This is a genomic window from Paracidovorax citrulli, from assembly GCF_900100305.1.
Taxonomy (GTDB): domain Bacteria; phylum Pseudomonadota; class Gammaproteobacteria; order Burkholderiales; family Burkholderiaceae_C; genus Paracidovorax; species Paracidovorax citrulli.
This window is the reverse complement of sequence record NZ_FNEY01000007.1, coordinates 62192-78058: the sequence shown is the minus strand read 5'-3', so window position 1 is coordinate 78058 and position 15867 is coordinate 62192. Positions and strand designations below refer to the sequence as shown.

The 15867-nt window shown below is 70.0% G+C and carries 10 protein-coding genes; 1 reads left to right on the top strand and 9 read right to left on the bottom strand.

All coding sequences use genetic code 11. The features are described 5' to 3' along the window. Positions 1–130: 130 nt before the first annotated feature. Positions 131–745 carry a glutathione S-transferase family protein gene (locus BLR99_RS06835; RefSeq protein ID WP_017438868.1) on the top strand — a complete coding sequence of 205 codons (615 nt, stop codon included), beginning with the start codon at positions 131–133 and terminating at the stop codon, positions 743–745. 363 nt (positions 746–1108) lie between these two features. Here the strand turns inward: BLR99_RS06835 and BLR99_RS06830 are convergent, their stop codons facing one another. From BLR99_RS06830 to BLR99_RS06790, 9 genes are all read right to left on the bottom strand, one after another. After that, complete coding sequence (locus tag BLR99_RS06830) at positions 1109–1708, bottom strand: glutathione peroxidase (protein ID WP_017438867.1); 600 nt, start codon at positions 1706–1708, stop codon at positions 1109–1111. 91 nt (positions 1709–1799) lie between these two features. Continuing rightward, positions 1800–3011, bottom strand: a complete 1212-nt coding sequence (locus tag BLR99_RS06825) for an HD-GYP domain-containing protein (protein ID WP_048857453.1) — start codon at positions 3009–3011, stop codon at positions 1800–1802. 224 nt (positions 3012–3235) lie between these two features. Beyond that, positions 3236–7477, bottom strand: coding sequence for a hypothetical protein (locus BLR99_RS06820; RefSeq protein ID WP_048857454.1), 4242 nt, complete (start codon positions 7475–7477; stop codon positions 3236–3238). Between the two features lie 153 nt (positions 7478–7630). Beyond that, positions 7631–10708 (bottom strand): efflux RND transporter permease subunit, encoded by a 3078-nt coding sequence (locus tag BLR99_RS06815; protein ID WP_046060613.1) that lies wholly within the window; start codon positions 10706–10708, stop codon positions 7631–7633. Positions 10709–10774: 66 nt separating this feature from the next. Beyond that, positions 10775–11959 (bottom strand): efflux RND transporter periplasmic adaptor subunit, encoded by a 1185-nt coding sequence (locus tag BLR99_RS06810; RefSeq protein WP_046060614.1) that lies wholly within the window; start codon positions 11957–11959, stop codon positions 10775–10777. 53 nt (positions 11960–12012) lie between these two features. After that, positions 12013–13455, bottom strand: coding sequence for an efflux transporter outer membrane subunit (locus tag BLR99_RS06805; protein ID WP_046060615.1), 1443 nt, complete (start codon positions 13453–13455; stop codon positions 12013–12015). After that, entirely contained in the window at positions 13452–14213 is a 762-nt protein-coding gene (locus tag BLR99_RS06800) for a CerR family C-terminal domain-containing protein (protein ID WP_011797662.1), read from the bottom strand. The genes BLR99_RS06805 and BLR99_RS06800 overlap by 4 nt, the downstream gene beginning before the upstream one ends. 96 nt (positions 14214–14309) lie before the next feature. Further along, on the bottom strand, positions 14310–14483 hold the full coding sequence (locus BLR99_RS06795) for an MbtH family protein (RefSeq protein ID WP_011797661.1): 174 nt from the start codon (positions 14481–14483) through the stop codon (positions 14310–14312). A gap of 30 nt (positions 14484–14513) precedes the next feature. Then, entirely contained in the window at positions 14514–15845 is a 1332-nt protein-coding gene (locus BLR99_RS06790) for a glycosyltransferase (protein ID WP_017438470.1), read from the bottom strand. Positions 15846–15867 lie beyond the last annotated feature (22 nt).

Sequence of the window (15867 nt, the reverse complement as noted above, 5' to 3'; positions counted from 1 at the left end):
TGTAGGTGCCGACCGTGGCGCGGGCGCCGCACCCGGGTCCCGCCGGATGCAGCGCGAGTGCGCCCGGCCCCCTAGAATCGGCGGCCGCCCGTTCGTTCTCTTCTGTCCTGCCCGCGCCCGGAACCACACCATGAAACTCATCGGATCCTCCGCCAGTCCCTATGTGCGCAAGGTGCGCATCGTGATGGCCGAGAAGAAGCTGGACTACCGCTTCATCGAGGAAAACGTCTGGGCCGACGACACCACGATCGCCACGTCCAACCCGCTCGGCAAGGTGCCCTGCCTCGTCATGGAGGGGGGCGAGGCGGTGTTCGACTCGCGTGTCATCGTCGAATACCTGGACACGCTGTCGCCCGTGGGCAGGCTCATCCCCACCCAGGGCCGCGAGCGCGCGGAGGTCAAGACCTGGGAGGCATTGGCCGACGGCGTGATGGATGCCGGCGTGCTGGCCCGGCTGGAGGCCACGTGGAAGGACCGCCGCGACGGGGAGCGCAGCCAGGCCTGGATCGACCGCCAGCTCGGCAAGGTGCATGCCGGACTCAAGGCGATGTCCCAGGGACTAGGAGAGAAGCCCTATTGCAGCGGCATCCACCTGAGCCTGTCCGACGTGGCGGTGGGTTGCGCCCTGGGCTGGCTGGAGTTCCGGTTTCCGGAAATCGCATGGCGCACCGAGCATCCGAACCTGGCGCGCCTGCTCGACAAGCTCATGCAGCGGCCCAGCTTCGCGGAGACCCGGCCCCGCTGAAACCCGGGACCGCCAGCACCTGGGGAGGCGTGCAGCACAGCCGGCATGCTGCCCCCAAAAGCCAAAAGCGCGCACCTTGCGGATGCGCGCTTTTTTGTGGCCGGAATAAAAAAAGTTGCGAAGCGTCCCGAAACGAATTAGAGAGGGAGGGAGGAGAAGCGCTTCAGGATTTCAGTCGGACAGGTCCGAAAGGCTTCGCAACGAGAAACTGGAAAACTCAACATGGAGGACAAGCGTAGTTAACTTGTCCACGGGCGATAGATTAGTGCCAATCCGGCAAAGTTCCAGCGTTCGAGGCTCCAAAAACATCAAAAAATGTAAGCTTTCCGTTGTTCGGAATATGACACCGAAAAACGTTGCAATTTAGCGAAAAAGCTTCAGCTGCTGCTCGACCGCGCGGACGATTTTTGGGTCGTCCGGGGCGACGGAACTGCCGAAGCTCGCCACCACCCTGCCTTTCCTGTCGAGCAGGTACTTGTGGAAGTTCCAGCGCGGCGCCTCTCCCGCTTGTGCAGCGAGTTCGCGATAGAACGGCGAGGCGCCGCCGCCCTTGACGCTGCTCTTGGCGAACATGGGAAAGCGCACGCCGAAAGTGTTGCTGCAGAAGTCAGCGATTTGCGCATTGCTGCCGGTTTCCTGGGCGAAATCGTTCGACGGAAAGCCCAGCACTGCGAAACCTTGCGTCTTGTAACGGGCGTGCAGCGCCTCCAGTCCCTCGTATTGCCCGGTGAATCCGCAGTAACTGGCGGTGTTGACTACCAGCAGCACCTGGCCCCTGTATTGGCACAGATCCTGGGGTGCTTCGTCCTGCAGGCGGGGCATGGTGTGGCGCAGTGTGGCGGGGCATGCCGGGGCCGGTTTCGCGGGATCTGCCGGGGCGGCGGGCGTGGATTGCGAGGCTGCGGGCAGCACTGCGGAGGATGCCGCGAGTGCGAGGATCAGCGGGGCGGTCAGGCGGGGCATGGTGGTTCTCCCGAGTTCAACGTCCTGGTGGCCGGGCGTGGCCGACCGCGACGGTAGTCCAGAGCCGCCCGCGGGGCAAGCGGGGCTTTGCTCAAACGAGCGCGAGAAGGCGCGCGAGCGGCAGCTGTACCCGCACGTCGCGCAGTGCCACGGCGCCCGTGATCTTCCAGGCCGGCTGGGCCGTGTCCCGCGGAATCGGCTCGCCCGTCGGCATGCCGCTGCGGTTGAGCACGACGGCCACGCGCGGCGTGGTGGCGCTGGCGCCGCGGCGCAGCACGACGGCGACTTCCTGGCTGGCCAGGCGCACGAAGGCGCCGGGCGGATAGACGCCCAGGGCTTTCACGAGGGCCGAGCCCGCTTCATCGACCTGGTGGGCCTCGTCGTAGTAGGTGGCCTGCATGGCGGCCGTGACGGGCATGGGCGCCCGCGAGGCACGCGGCGCCAGGCGCGCGCCGAAGACGTCGGCCCGCTGGATCAGGCGGGCCATCTGCTGGGCCTCGCTCTTGGCCGACAGCGGACCGGGAGCGCGATGGTGGTGGGTACGCACCGCCTCCAGCCAGACCGGATCGCCCACGCCGAGTTGCCGCAGCAGGGCCTCGGAGCGCGCGGCATGGTTTTCGATGTCGGCGAGCTGCGCGGCGGTCAGCGGCTGGGTCTGGACGGCGAGCTGGTCCTGCAGCGTGGTCATGGCGATGTTCATCGACAGCGCCGCGCGGCCCAGTTGCAGGACCTTGGGCTCCGGCCAGCGCAGGTGCTCCGCGGCCGCGATCATGCACACGCAGGCCACCAGCATGGCATGGGTGCCGCTGTATTGCTGCATTTCCTGGCCCGACAGGTAGATGAGCGCGAGCAGGGTCGCGTCCGGCGTGGCCGCGCAGTGGCGGGCGAGTTCGCCGTGCAGCGCATCGAAGCGTTCGCCGAATTCCGCCGCCGGCGGGGGCGAGCGCAGCAGCTGGGTGGCGCGCAACTGCAGTTCGGGCCAGTCCGGCGGCCCATTGCCTGCGTTCGCCTTCTCCCGCGAGGCCGACGCGCCCGCGGAGATCTTCATCGCCGCGATCTGGCCCAGCGACGTATCCGTGAGCAGCATTTTCTGCAACTGGGCGAGGTAGGCGCGGTGGCTTTCGCCCGACTCGTCGGTGTCCACGCACAGATTCAGGCCGCGTGCCACCATCAGGTCCAGCTCTTCGCGGTTGCGGATGACGTAGCCCCGCTGCGCGAGCAGCACCCCGCTGGCGCCCCGGAGCACGAAGGGCAGCGGGTGCCCGAGAGGGATCGTGTCGATGTTCAGCGCGACGAGGTTCATGGCGGATCGCCCATTATCGGCGCATGGGGTTGGCTGAATACCGGTGAAACGGGGGGAATCCGCGGCTGTTCGCTTCTTTTTCCCTTCCGCTTGCCGCGCCTCCTGCGCGAGGCGGCGCGGGAGGTGCCCCGGGCCATTCACGGCGGGCTTTTCGGCAGGGGTCCGCGGCAGGAGACGCTGTACCGGGCAGGGCCCGCCGTGCCGGCCCCGGGTTCATGGACCGGCTACCGCGTCGTGTCCGGCGTGAACGCGAGGTCGTCTGGCGAAAGCCGGGGTGTCCACCGCCCCGAGTGGTCGCGGGGAACCGCGGCGTGCTGTTGCGGTGTGCGGCCCACCTGCTGAGCGCCCGCCGGCAGGAATTCGTGCAGCCGGGTGGTCTGGCCGGATGCCTTGGTTTGCAGCACGCCGAGCATGGCGCTCTGCGATGTTTCTTCCTTGGCTTTCGACTTGAATTGCAGATTGTTGGCGACCCAGGCATCCTGGCTGTCCAGCAGCATCTGCATCTTGCCGCGGTAGCTGTCCGCCCTGTCCTCGTCGTTCGCCTCGACGGCGTTCTGGATCAGGCCCTGCAGCTTGTCATAGGCTTCGGCGGCTTCGGGGCGCAGCTTGCACACGACCGAGAATGTCATGCCCGGTGCCCTGGCTGCTGCTGCCTGCTCCAGGGTGTCCTGCAATCGCAGCCAGGCGCGGCCGGTCTTTTCGGCGTCTTCCGCGCCGGGCCGGCTGTCGCGGGCTGCCATCGCCGCCACGAACTCGTGCTGCCGTGGCTCGAGTTCCGCGAGGAAGTCGTCCAGGCTTTCAAACTGCCGGATCATCTGGGTCTGGTCGGCCCAGGTTTCGCCGTTGCGCGTCGTCATGCGCAAGGTGGTTCCGACCCCACTGTAGGCGAGTTGTTTTTGGACACCCACGGCGATCCCGCGGACCTGTGCGGCTTTCCGCGGGTCGTGCAGGGAGGCAGGCACGAGCCCCATGGAGGCGCCCGCGCCCGCCTGCGCATTGACGCGGTGCTGTGCGTATAGCTGATATTCCTCCACATTGAGCCCCGAGCGGCTTTCAGTCCGGACGGAGCGCGAGCGCTGGCCGCTGGCTCCGATGCCCGCGTGTATTCCCGCCCCGACGGCGCGCCGGGTCGCCTTGCGTACGTCGGCCGATTGTTCCTCGCCTCCGCGGAAGCGTGCCGTGGCGCTGGCGCCTGCGCCCACCGAGGATGTGCGGCTGTGTCTGGTGCTGGTCACCTCGGTCACGACCAGGGCGGGATGGTGTTCCAGCAGGGACGCCAGCACATCCGTCTCGGCGCCATTGTCCGGGGGCGCGTTGCCAGCCCGCGCGAGGTCAACGAGCACATCCGCGAAATGGCGCCGCAGGGTGTCTTCGTGGGCGGCCGTTCGCTGCATGCGCAGGCTCACGCCCTGGGTCGTGGAGGTGCTGCCGCCTGCTGCCAGTCGCAAATCGAACCGCAGCGCGATGCCCGCCGAGCCATTGCCAACGTTGAATTCGTGGTCCGCGTGCCCGAGGCCACCCCGCAAGCCCACCTTGAGCCCGATGTCGGCGCTCTTGGAATCCGCCGTGCTGATCTGGACCTGTATCGCAGCTCCCACCATGCTCAGGTCCATGGCGTGCTCGCGGCCCAGCCCCAGGCCCAGCATCGGGGCGAGCAGTTCCGGCGCGTTCGTGGATAAGGAAACGGCCTTGCCCAGGTCCAGCCGTGCCGTCCGGGCATCGCCACTTTTGATCTGTTCGCCGAGGCTGATGCGCTGCGCCAGGGATTTCATGACCTCGGCCGCATCGGCAGGGCCGCGCAGATCATTGAACAGTGTCACCATATCGGACACGGCCATTTCGAAGCGGTTCACATGCACATCGTCCTGCAGCAACTGCAGTGCGGGCGCTGCCCGGGCCACTGCATCGGCCACCGCCCGGGCTGGCGCGGTGCCGGAGCCAGGACCGGGGCCGGCTTCGGTGCGCGGCAGGGGCCACGCCGCGGAGACTGCAGCATCAGCGAGGGTCCGCATCAGCCGGCCCGCGTCGACCCCCGAATTCTTCATCGCGGCCCAGGCAACCTGTACCGCGTCGGGCCAGGCATCCATGACCTGCTCGCGAGCCTCCTCCCAGGACGGCCGCTTTCCTTCGGGCAGGACGGCCAGCCAGTCGAGGGTGACCTGGCGCTCCACGGCCTCGAATGTTTCGATGCGCAGCGCCCGCAAGGCGGCCGGCGGCGTCACTGCCGCCAGGGCCGATGCCGTGGCCTGCATGAGGCGCGACAGCGCTTCGGCCTCGGTGGATCCCTCGCCAGCGGCCGACCGTGCCGACGCGGCGATGTCGGCGAAGGATGCGATGGCTGCGTGGGCGATGGTGTCCGTGCGCAGTCCGCGCGCGGTCTGGGTGGAAGCCATCGGGGAAGGTGCGGTACCGCTCGCCAGACTCCGCAAATCGACGTGCTCGCACAGCAGGCGCAGCAGGTGCCCTGCGTTGGGATGGGTGTCCCGCAGCGCGAGCCAGTCCGTGTGGAGGCCGGCGGGAAGTCCGGCCAGCCCTTCCTTGTCCAGGCGGGCCTCCACTTGCTGGAAGAATTCCTTGTCCAGATGCTTGAGCGTGCGCTGCGGAGGTGGCGGCGCATCCGGTCCCGAGCCCAATCCCAGTTGCTCCAGGAGCGCGAGCATCAGCTTCTCGGGCGCAGACAGGTGGGCGTCTGCACGGGCCTGCAGGTGGGCGCGAATATCGGCAGCCGAGCGGTGCAGCGCCTCGACCGCCTCGCCACGGCTGGGCAGCATGCCGTTACTGCTGGCGGCCGTGGTCATATTGCGCATCACTGATTTGCGCCACATCGTGGGCCGGGTGCCGGGCAGCCACGACGAGAGGGCGGGCAGTGCCGAGGGCAGGAGCCCTTCCATGCCGGAGGAGCTGCGGGCCATGGCCTTGGGAAGGCCGCCGGACATCCAGTTCTGGAAGCGCCCGGAGGGTCCGGAGGCTGCGCGCGCGTTGCGCCGGGAGGTCTGGTCCAGCGCGCCGTCGCCGAATTTCTGCAGGCGCTGGCGTACCCGGTCGTAGCTTGAGCCCGGCTCGTTGGTCAGGAAGCCGTTCTGTACTCCGCGGAACGCCACGAGTTGTTGTCGTGCCTGGCTGTCCGGAACAGCAGGGCTGCCTTCCGGATCGACTGCGCGTTCCGCGTGCGAGACAGCAGCCCGCAGCCACTCGATCCCGGACATCGTGGTACCGGCGGGCCTGCTCCGGCTGGCCTGCAATTCCACCATGGCCTCCATGGCGACCTGCAACGCCGTCTGCTGTGCTGCCGAGGCCGGAGGGCATGTCATCCTGGCCAGCATGCGATGGCCTCCCGGCGCCCTGGCCACCGCGCAGGCAAGCTGCAGCGCAGGCGTCGCGGGCGGAGCGTGGCGTTTCAGCGCCGATGGCTGGAAGGCCTCGCCCACCATGCCGATCAGCCTGGCCGGGTGGCTGCTGGACAGGCCTTCCATGGCTGCCACCAAACCCTCCGGGTCCTGCGCAAAGGTGAGGCGCGCGGTATCGGCCAACAGCTCTACGGCGAGCGTGTCGGGCACTGCGTGGCCATGGTTCAGCTCCGCGATCAGGATGTCGCATGCAGCCTGCAGTCGGGGGCGCAGGGCGGGCGCCACGCTGTCGAGCAGCCGCTTGACCGTCTCCGCATTCGCTGCATTCGCGCTGTCCATCGCCTGCTTGCCGGCAGCCTCCTTCGCAGTGGCCAATTGCTGCAGGGGTCCTTGCAAGTCCACGATCTCTCCGTCGGCAAGCTTCGCCTGGCGAGCAATGTGGATGACGGCACCGGCTTTTTCCGCATTGGCGACGTTTCTGAGGTGGTCCAGGACGACAGGGGGCTTGCCTTCGCCGGGCTCGCCACGCGTCTGGAAACCCTGATGCCGGTAGAGCATTGCGAGCGCCTCTGCCGGTACGTTCGCCGGGCCCTTGCCCATCGCCAGTGTGAACAATGCATGCCGAGCCCAGTTTGCTGCCTTTCCCGCCATATCGGTGGTCTCGAACGGATTTCCGCTCCCGGCGGGCTGGCCCGCCGCCGCCTGCAGTTCCCCGATCGCCTGCTGCACGGCTTCCGTCAGCCCTGCGCTGGTGGCATGGGGCAGGGGCACCGAGGCGCCGCCGTCGAATCGCGGGGCACTGATCTGGTTCAGCCGATTGACCGGGTGCTGGGACTGCGAATCCCGGGCGATCGGCCCCAGGCTGGAATGGACTGCGGTTTCGCCAGCCTTCCACTGGTTCTGCAACCTGGCGAACACCCCTTTTGCCGACCGCGGAGCCATGTTGGCGGTGGTGTAGATCGCCGCGGCCCCGGTCGCGCCGTGGGGCGTCAGGCCTGCGTGCCTTTGCAGTTTCGCACCTTGCCTTTCGACGCTGGGGGCGCATTCCGTGGCCGGTGTGGCCGGTTCCCGGGATGCGGGGGCAGATAGTCTGTTTTCAGCAGCGCCGATGGCGGTCATGGGGGGCCTCTCTAAGTGTAAATAATTGTCATGATTAGTAAGGTTGCATGCGGGACCACGCCGGCATCTGAAAAGAGTGGCGTGTTTGCGAATATGGTGGTTCCCAGCCTCGCGGGGTTTCGGGGCCGGCTGGGATAACTGGCCCTGCCCTGGTTATGTACGCTGCTGGGGGCCCGGGCGGCCCAGCACGCGCCGCTGGAACCACTGCGCGAAGTCGTCCACGTAGGTGAACACGGCCGGCACCACCAGCAGGCTGAGCACGGTGGAGGTGAGCAGGCCGCCGATCACGGCCACGGCCATGGGCGAGCGGAAGCTCATGTCCGCGCCGCCCCAGGCCATGGCGATGGGCAGCATGCCCGCGCCCATGGCGAGCGTGGTCATGATGATGGGCCGGGCCCGCTTGTGGCAGGCGTCCAGCAGGGCGTCCCAGCGGCTCATGCCCTGGTCGCGCCGCGCGACGATGGCGTACTCCACCAGCAGGATGGAGTTCTTCGTGGCGATACCCATGAGCATGATGAGCCCGATGAGCGAGGGCATGGAAAAGCTCTTGCCTGCGATCAGCAGTCCCACGAAGGCGCCGCCGAGCGACAGCGGCAGCGCCATGAGGATGGTGACCGGCTGCAGGAAGTCCTTGAACAGCAGCACCAGCACGAGGTAGATGCAGACCACGCCCGTGAGCATGGCGAGGCCGAAGCTGGCGAACAGTTCGCCCATCATCTCGGCGTCGCCCACGTCGATCAGGCGCACGCTGGCCGGCATCTGCCGCACCGAGGGCAGTTGCCGCACGGCCTCGGTGACCTCGCCCAGGCCGCGCGTGCCCAACTCGACCTCGAAGTTGACGTTGCGCGCGCGGTCGTAGCGGTTGATGACGGCGGGGCCGCTGCCGACTTCCAGGCGCGCGACCTCGCCCAGCCGCACGGGGCCGCGCGCGCCGGGTACCGCGAGGCGTTCCAGCACCGAGAGGTCTTCGCGGGCGGCGTCGTCCAGCCGCACGACGATCGGCACCTGGCGCTGCGGCAGGTTGAGCTTGGGCAGGTTCTGGTCGTAGTCGCCCACGGTGGCCACGCGCAGGGTCTCGGCGATGGCGCTGCTGGTCACGCCCAGGTCGGCGGCGCGCGCGAAGTCGGGGCGCACCACGATTTCGGGGCGCACGAGGCTGGCGCTGGAACCGATGTTGCCGACGCCGGGAATGGTGCGCAGGTCGCGCTCCACGGCGCGCGCCGTGTCGGCCAGGGCCTGCGGATCTTCGCTCGCCAGGGCCAGCACGTACTTGTCGTTGGAGCCGCCCAGGCCGATCTTCACGCGCACGCCGGGCAGGTCTTCCATCGCCAGGCGGAGCTGCTGCTCGATCTCCTGCTTGCGCGGGCGTTCGCCGCGCGCCACGAAGCGCAGCGTGAGGGTGGCCTTGCGCGGGTCGCCGACGCTCGATCCGCCGGCCATCGGGTCGGCACCCGCCGATCCGCCGCCGATGGCGGTGTAGATGCTGCGCACGTGGCCCACCTTCTGCACGCGCTCCGTGGCCTGGGTCACGGCGGCGCGGGTCTCGGCGAGGCGGGTGCCGGGCGGCAGCTCCAGGTTGACCTGGGTCTGGGCGTTGTCGTCCGGCGGGATGAAGCCCGAGGGCAGCAGCGGGATGAGCGCGATCGAGGCCACGAAGAACAGCAGCGCGCCGATCACTGTGAGCACGCGGTGGCGCAACGCCCAGGCCGAGGCGCGCATGTAGCCGGAGAGCCAGCGCGGCTCCTTCTCCTCGCCGGAGAGGGGCTTGAGGATGTAGGCGGCCATCATCGGCGTGAGCAGCCGCGCCACCACGAGCGAGGCGAACACGGCGAGCGCGGCCGTCCAGCCGAACTGCTTGAAGAAGCGCCCGGGGATGCCGCTCATGAAGGCCGTGGGCAGGAACACGGCGATCAGGGTGAAGGTGGTGGCGATCACCGCCAGGCCGATCTCGTCGGCCGCCTCCATCGCCGCCTGGTAGGGCGTCTTGCCCATGCGCAGGTGGCGAACGATGTTCTCGACCTCGACGATGGCGTCGTCCACCAGGATGCCGACGACGAGCGAGAGCGCCAGCAGCGTGATGATGTTGATCGAGAAGCCGAGCATGTACATGCCGATGAATGCCGGCAGCACGGACAGCGGCAGCGCCACCGCCGAGACGATGGTGGCGCGCCAGTTGCGCAGGAACAGCCACACCACGACGACCGCGAGGATGGCGCCTTCGTACAGCAGGTGCATGGAGCTGTCGTACTCGTCGCTCGCGATCTCCACGAAATCCACCGTGCGGGTGAGGTGCAGGTCGGGGTGCTCGGCCACCAGCTGGTCGAGCGCGCGCTGTACGCCCGCGCCCACCTCGACCTCGCTGGCGCCGCGGCTGCGCGAGACCTCGAAGCCGATCACCGGCTTGCCATCGAGCAGGGCGCCGGTGCGCGGCTCGGCCACCGTGTCGGTGACGGTGGCGATCCGGTCCAGGCGCACGTGGCCGCCGCCCGACAGCGGTATGTCCAGCGCGGCGATTTCCTGCGCGGTGCGCACCGTGGCGATGGTGCGCACGGGCTGCTCGGCGCCACCCAGGTCGGTGCGGCCGCCCGCGCTTTCGGTCTGCACCAGGCGCAGCTGGCGCGAGACGTCGGCCGCCGTCGCGCCCAGGGCCTGCAGGCGCAGCGGGTCGATGGCCACGCGCACCTCGCGCTGCACGCCGCCCACGCGGCCGACGGCGCCCACGCCGGGCACGGCCAGGAGGCGGCGGGTGAGGGTGTCGTCCACGAACCAGGACAGCGCCTGGTCGTCCATGCGGTCGGACGCGATGGCGAAGGCGAGGATGGGCTGCGAGGAGAGTTCGAGCTTGGTGACGATGGGATCGCGCAGGTCGGCCGGCATGTCGGCGCGCACGCGGGAGACGGCCGAGCGCACGTCGTCCACGGCCTCCTGCACGGGCTTTTCCAGGCGGTACTCGGCCGCGATGGTGGCCGTGCCGTCCACGATGGTGGTCGTGATGTGCTTGAGGCCCTGCGTGGTGGCGATGGCGTTCTCGATCTTGCGCGCCACGTCGGTCTCGAGCTGGCCGGGCGCCGCGCCGGGCAGGGCGGCGGTGACCATCACGACCGGCAGGTCCATGTCGGGGAAGTTCTGCACCTTCATCGCGCGGAACGACAGCAGGCCCGCGAAGGTGAGCAGCACGAACAGCATCGCGGCCGGGATGGGGTTGCGGATGGACCAGGCGGAAAGGTTCATGGCAGCGGGCTCTCGGGGCTCTGGCGGGAATGCGGATGCGGCATGGGCGGTGGGACAGCTTCTTCTCTATCGCGCGGCGCCGGCGCTCTTCGCGGTCGATGCGGCGGCGGCGGGCGCGGCCGCCCCGGATGCCTCGACGCGCACGGTGTCGCCGTCGTTGAGGAACGCGCCGCCGCGTTCCACGAGGGTGGCGCGCTCCTGCAGTCCCGAGAGGATCTCCACCCGGTCGCCCGTGCGCTGGCCGGTCTTCACCTGGCGCATCGCCACGCGGCCGCCCTCGCCGACCTCGAACACGGCCGTGAAGCCGTCGCGCACCACCACGGCCGACTGCGGGACGGTGAGGGTGTCGCGCTGCGCGAGCAGGAAATCGCCGCGCGCGAACATGCCGGCCCGGATGTCGGGATGGGCGGGCAGATCGACATAGACGAGGGCGTTGCGCGACTGCGGGTCCACCGTGGGTGCCACCACGCGCACGGTGCCTTCCACTTCGGCGCCGCTCGCCGCGGTGACGCGGGCGCGGATGCCGGGCCGCACGCGCGGCAGTTCGCTGGAGGTGACTTCGGCGCGCCACTCCAGGCGGCCCTTGCGCACCATCCGGAACAGTTCGGTACCGGCGCCCACCACCGAGCCCACCGTGGCCGTGCGCGCGGAAATGACGCCGCTATCGGGTGCGAGCACCTGGGTGTGCTTCAGGCGCAGTTGCTGCGCGGAGAGCGCGGCCTGCGCGGCCTCCACGCGCGCGGCGGCGGTTTCGCTGGCGGTGGTGTATTGCTGGATCTGCTGCTGGCTCAGGGCGCCCGAGGCCTGCAGCGTGCGGGCGCGCTCGGCGTTGGCCGCGGCCTCGGCGGCGCTCGCGCGCGCTTCCAGCAGGCTGGCGCGGCTCTGGGCCAGCTCGGCCTGCACCGAGTCGGCGGAGAAGACTGCGAGCACCTGGCCCGCGCGCACGGTGTCGCCCACGTTCACCCGTACCTCGGTCAGCCGCAAACCGTTGCTCTCGGTGCCGATGCTCGCTTCCTGCCACGCGGCGACGTTGCCGTTGGCAGGAAGCCGCGCGGCGAGCGATTCGCGCCGGGGCGTGGTGGTGGTCACGGTGAGCGCCGGCCGGGGCGCGGTCGCCGCGGCGTCCTTGTCCCTGGCGGCTTCGGCATGGGAGGCGCCGGGTGTGGCCAGCACGAGGGCGCCGCCGGCGGCAGCGGCGAGGCAGGCGGCCGACAGGGCCAGCAGGGAGGGGCGTGAACGCAGTCGCAGCATGGAAAAGGGTCCGGAAGTTGCGGTCGGTGTGTCGGGGATGCGGGGGCGGGCCGTCAGGGCGCGGCGGAGGCGGGTACGGGTGTGGATGCCTGCGCGGGTCCTTCCCATCCGCCGCCCGCGGCGCGGTAGAGGCCGATCCATGCCGCCATGCGCTCCTGGCGCAGCGAGATGAGCGCGGTCTCGGAATTGAGGGCGGTGCGGCGCGTATCCTCCAGCTCCAGCAGGCTCGCGAGGCCGCCGCGCCAGCGCGCTTCGGTCGCGACGAAGGAGGCGCGGTAGCCCGCGGCGGCGCGTTCGGCATCGGCACTGCGCGCGGCCGTGCTCGCGAGCCGCACCAGGGCCTGCTCGACCTCGCTCACCGCACGGCGCACGTTCGCGCGGTAGAGCTGCGCGGCCTCCTGGTAGCGGGCTTCTGCCGCATCCACCTGGGCGGCACGGCGACCCGCGTCGAAGATCGGCAGGCTCACCCCGACGGGCCCGATCGACCAGGTGTTCGTCGCCACGCTCGTGCCGCCCGTGCTGCCCCAGGCGCGGCCGACGGAACCGGCGAGCGTCAGGCGCGGAAAGCGCTGGGCGCGCGCGTTGCCCACGTCGGCACTGGCCGCGGCCACCTCGCGCTCGGCGGCATACACGTCGGGCCGCTGGGCCAGCACGCGGGCCGGCAGCGTATCGATGGCGAACAGCGAATCCGGCAGGGCCTGCGGCGCCGGTGCCGCCGCCGCGCGGGCGCGGAGTTCCGGCTCCGGCAGGCCCGTGAGCGCCACCAGGCCCTTCAGATCGATGTCGCAGGCCATGCGCTGCTGCTCGGCGCGCACCCGGCCCTCGGCCCCGCTGGCCTGGGCGAGCGCCAGCGTGGCCGGCGCGGTGAAGCCCGCGCGTTCGCTGGCTTCCGTGAGGCGCGCGCTCTCGGAGCGCGAGCGGGCATCGGATTGCGCCACGTCCGCCAGCCGCAGGCACTGCCGCCATGCGTCGTACTGCGTGGCGACTTCCGCGGCCACCGACACGCGGGCCTCGTGCCACCGGGCCTGCGCGCCGGCCAGGCGCTGCCGCGCGGCCTCGGCGGCAGCGGCGTTGCCGCCGAAGACGTCCACCTCCCAGCTGGCCTGCACGACGCCCTGCACGGTCGTCGCCAGCCCCGCAGCCTGCTGGCTGGTGCCCCGGCTCGCGTTGCCCTGGGCATCCACGCCCGGCAGCAGCGCCGAGCGTGCGGCCACCTGCGTGGCCCGGGCCTGTTCCACGCGCGAGCGGGCCTGGGCGACGTCCGGAGACACGTCCTGCGCGGCGGCGATCAGGTCGGTGAGCAGTGGATCGCCCAGGCGCTCCCACCAGCGCGCGATGTCTTCCACGCGGCCCTGGTGCGGCAGCGGGGCCTGCCAGCCGGCGGGCGCAGGGGCATCGACGCGCGGCGGCGGCGCGGTGGCCGCGCAGCCGGCCAGGGCGAACAGGACGGCCGCGCCGAGAAGGCGGCGGGGCCCGTGGGAGAGGGTCTGCATCATGGTTTCGGCGTCTTCCGGCGGGCCGGTGAACGGGAAGCGGCAGGGGCCCGGGCCGCAGGGGCCGCAGTGGCTTGCCGCCAGGCTTTTTCGGCCGCGATCATGGCCAGCGCATAGTCCACCATGCGGTCGGCCCAGAGTTCCACGGCCTCGGCCGTGGCCAGCAGTTCGGGCTTGAGGGCCTCGATGTCGTCGCGATGGCCCCAGAGCTGGAACGCCATGCTGGAGAGGGTCAGCGCCAGCCGGTGGACGGCGAGGTCGGCGGTGGCGACCCCCATGTGGCGGCACAGCAGCCGCACGAGCGCGTCATGGGGCTGGCGCACGTCCTGGTCGAGCGCGCGTTCCCACTGCCCCGTCGGTTCGAGCATTTCGCGGATGTGCAGCCGCACGCTCTGGCGGGCCAGTTCGCCATGGGCAAGGGGGGCGAGCGCCGCGTGGAAGTAGCGCCGCAGCGCCTCTTCCATCGTGATGCCGGGCTGGGCGAAGGCGCAGCGCAGCGATGCGTGGTCCCACGTGGGCTCGGTGAAGACGGCACTGTAGAGCGATGCCTTGTCGCCGAAGTAGTAGCTCACGGCCGCCACGTTGGCCTGCGCCGCCGCGGCAATGGCCCGGACCGAAGTCTTGGTGTAGCCCTGCTCGGAAAACAGACGCAGGGCGGCGGACAGCAGGCGCGCCCGCGGGGATGCCTGCTCCTCTCCCGTCGGGGCTGGAGACGATGCCGGAGGGGGGGCCTCGGCGGAACGTGGGCGTCGTGCGGGCATGGCCGCGGATTACACCACATTCAATCAAACGTTTGTTTGAATTGATTGGGTGCTCCGACCGGCGTCCCGCCGTATCGGCTGGACCGTGGGTGCCGTTCAGGCGGGAGCTCGGGCCTCGATGAAGCCGCGGCAGCGTTCGGCGCTTTCCGGGCCGAAGACTGCCGTCCAGCCTGCCGGAACCACCAGGAAGTGCGGCCACAGGGACGCCTGGCCTGCGGCGTTGTGCAGCACGAGGAAGAGGCCGTTGCTGTCGTCAAGGGGATGGGTCATGGGAAAGCTCCGTTGCAGTTTTTTTCATGGCTACGCAAGGGCCGGCTGCAGCCGGCTGCGTTCCGCCGGCCCGGGCAGGTTCTCCAGGGCCTGGGCGATGCTTGCCAGCGCGTCGTATCCCGCAAAGGCATCCCGCAACGCCTGGGCGCGCTGCCGGTAGGAGGGATTGCCGAGCAGCTGGTGGATGGCATCCGCGATCGCGCGGCTGCCGGGTTGCCCCGTCTTCAGGTTGATGCCTGCTCCCGTCCAGGCGACGCGGGCCGCGATTTCGGGCTTCTCTTCCGTGGTTCCGGCCACCACCAGGGGAATGCCGAGGCTGAGGGCATGGTTGACCGAACCGTAGCCGCCATTGGTCACCATCGCATGCACCTTGGGCAGGAGGCGGTCGTACGGCACGAAGTCGAGGACGCGTGCATTCGCGGGAGCCGCTGCCGCGACCGCTGCCGGCACGGGCCCGCCCGTGGTGGCGATCACGTGCAGGTGCGGCATGCCGGCCAGCGCCTGGAGCGTGGGGACGATCAGGTGGTTCGGGTCTTCGTTGGCCAGCGTGCCCTGCGTGACCAGCACCACGTTGCGGCCATCGTCCAGCGTGTGCCACCACGGCGGCGGCTCGAAACCCTGCGAGGGCGGCGCGAGCAGCGGTCCCACGAAGCGGACCGTTTCGGGCAGGTCGCTGCGCGGGTACTCGAACGCCTCGGCCGTGAGCTGCAGGTAGAGGTCCGGCAGGGTGAACATGGCATCGGCGAAGAACCCTGGAAGCGGCGGACGCCCCAGTTGCGCGAGCACGCCGTCGAAGTGGCGCTGCACGTCGTCGAACGTGGTTCGCCGGACCATGGCCTGGAGCGACTGGTATTGCTGTCGCTGCTGGGCGTTGGCGGGCGGCGGCAGCGCCGAGCCGAACATGGCCGTGTCGGCGCTGGAGAGCGCCAGCGCGCTGATGCCCAGCGCGACCACGGGCGGCCTGTCGCTGCGCGGCCCCAGCAGCAGCGGCATGGTGCCGCAGAACATGGTGTCCGTGACGATGGCGTCGGCGTCGAAGCCTCCGTCCAGGATGCTGCGCAGGCCTTCGTACTGCAGCGCGATGGCGTCGGCGAAGAAGTGCTTGAGGCCATAGGCGAGCCGGGGCGGACCGGGCGACAGCCGCTGCAGTTGCGGGTGCCGCTGGCCAAGCTCGCGGTAGTCGTGGTTGATGCCGGGCAGCAGCGGGATGAAGCTGGCGCCTGTATTTTCGGCCTGGGTGCGGAAGATGCCGCCGGTGTGGATCCGCACCTCGTGGCCGAGCTGGACGAGATGCCGTGCCACGGCCAGGACCGGCATGACGTGTCCGGGCAGGGCGGTGGCGGCGAGCAGGTAGCGTGCCATGGCTGGGTGTCTCCTGCGATGT

Excerpts from the sequence above, each read along its gene's own strand:
- BLR99_RS06835 (WP_017438868.1), top strand. The coding sequence starts at position 131 with ATGAAACTCATCGGATCCTCCGCCAGTCCCTATGTGCGCAAGGTGCGC.
- BLR99_RS06830 (WP_017438867.1), bottom strand. The coding sequence starts at position 1,708 with ATGCCCCGCCTGACCGCCCCGCTGATCCTCGCACTCGCGGCATCCTCC.
- BLR99_RS06825 (WP_048857453.1), bottom strand. The coding sequence starts at position 3,011 with ATGAACCTCGTCGCGCTGAACATCGACACGATCCCTCTCGGGCACCCG.
- BLR99_RS06820 (WP_048857454.1), bottom strand. The coding sequence starts at position 7,477 with ATGACCGCCATCGGCGCTGCTGAAAACAGACTATCTGCCCCCGCATCC.
- BLR99_RS06815 (WP_046060613.1), bottom strand. The coding sequence starts at position 10,708 with ATGAACCTTTCCGCCTGGTCCATCCGCAACCCCATCCCGGCCGCGATG.
- BLR99_RS06810 (WP_046060614.1), bottom strand. The coding sequence starts at position 11,959 with ATGCTGCGACTGCGTTCACGCCCCTCCCTGCTGGCCCTGTCGGCCGCC.
- BLR99_RS06805 (WP_046060615.1), bottom strand. The coding sequence starts at position 13,455 with ATGATGCAGACCCTCTCCCACGGGCCCCGCCGCCTTCTCGGCGCGGCC.
- BLR99_RS06800 (WP_011797662.1), bottom strand. The coding sequence starts at position 14,213 with ATGCCCGCACGACGCCCACGTTCCGCCGAGGCCCCCCCTCCGGCATCG.
- BLR99_RS06795 (WP_011797661.1), bottom strand. The coding sequence starts at position 14,483 with ATGACCCATCCCCTTGACGACAGCAACGGCCTCTTCCTCGTGCTGCAC.
- BLR99_RS06790 (WP_017438470.1), bottom strand. The coding sequence starts at position 15,845 with ATGGCACGCTACCTGCTCGCCGCCACCGCCCTGCCCGGACACGTCATG.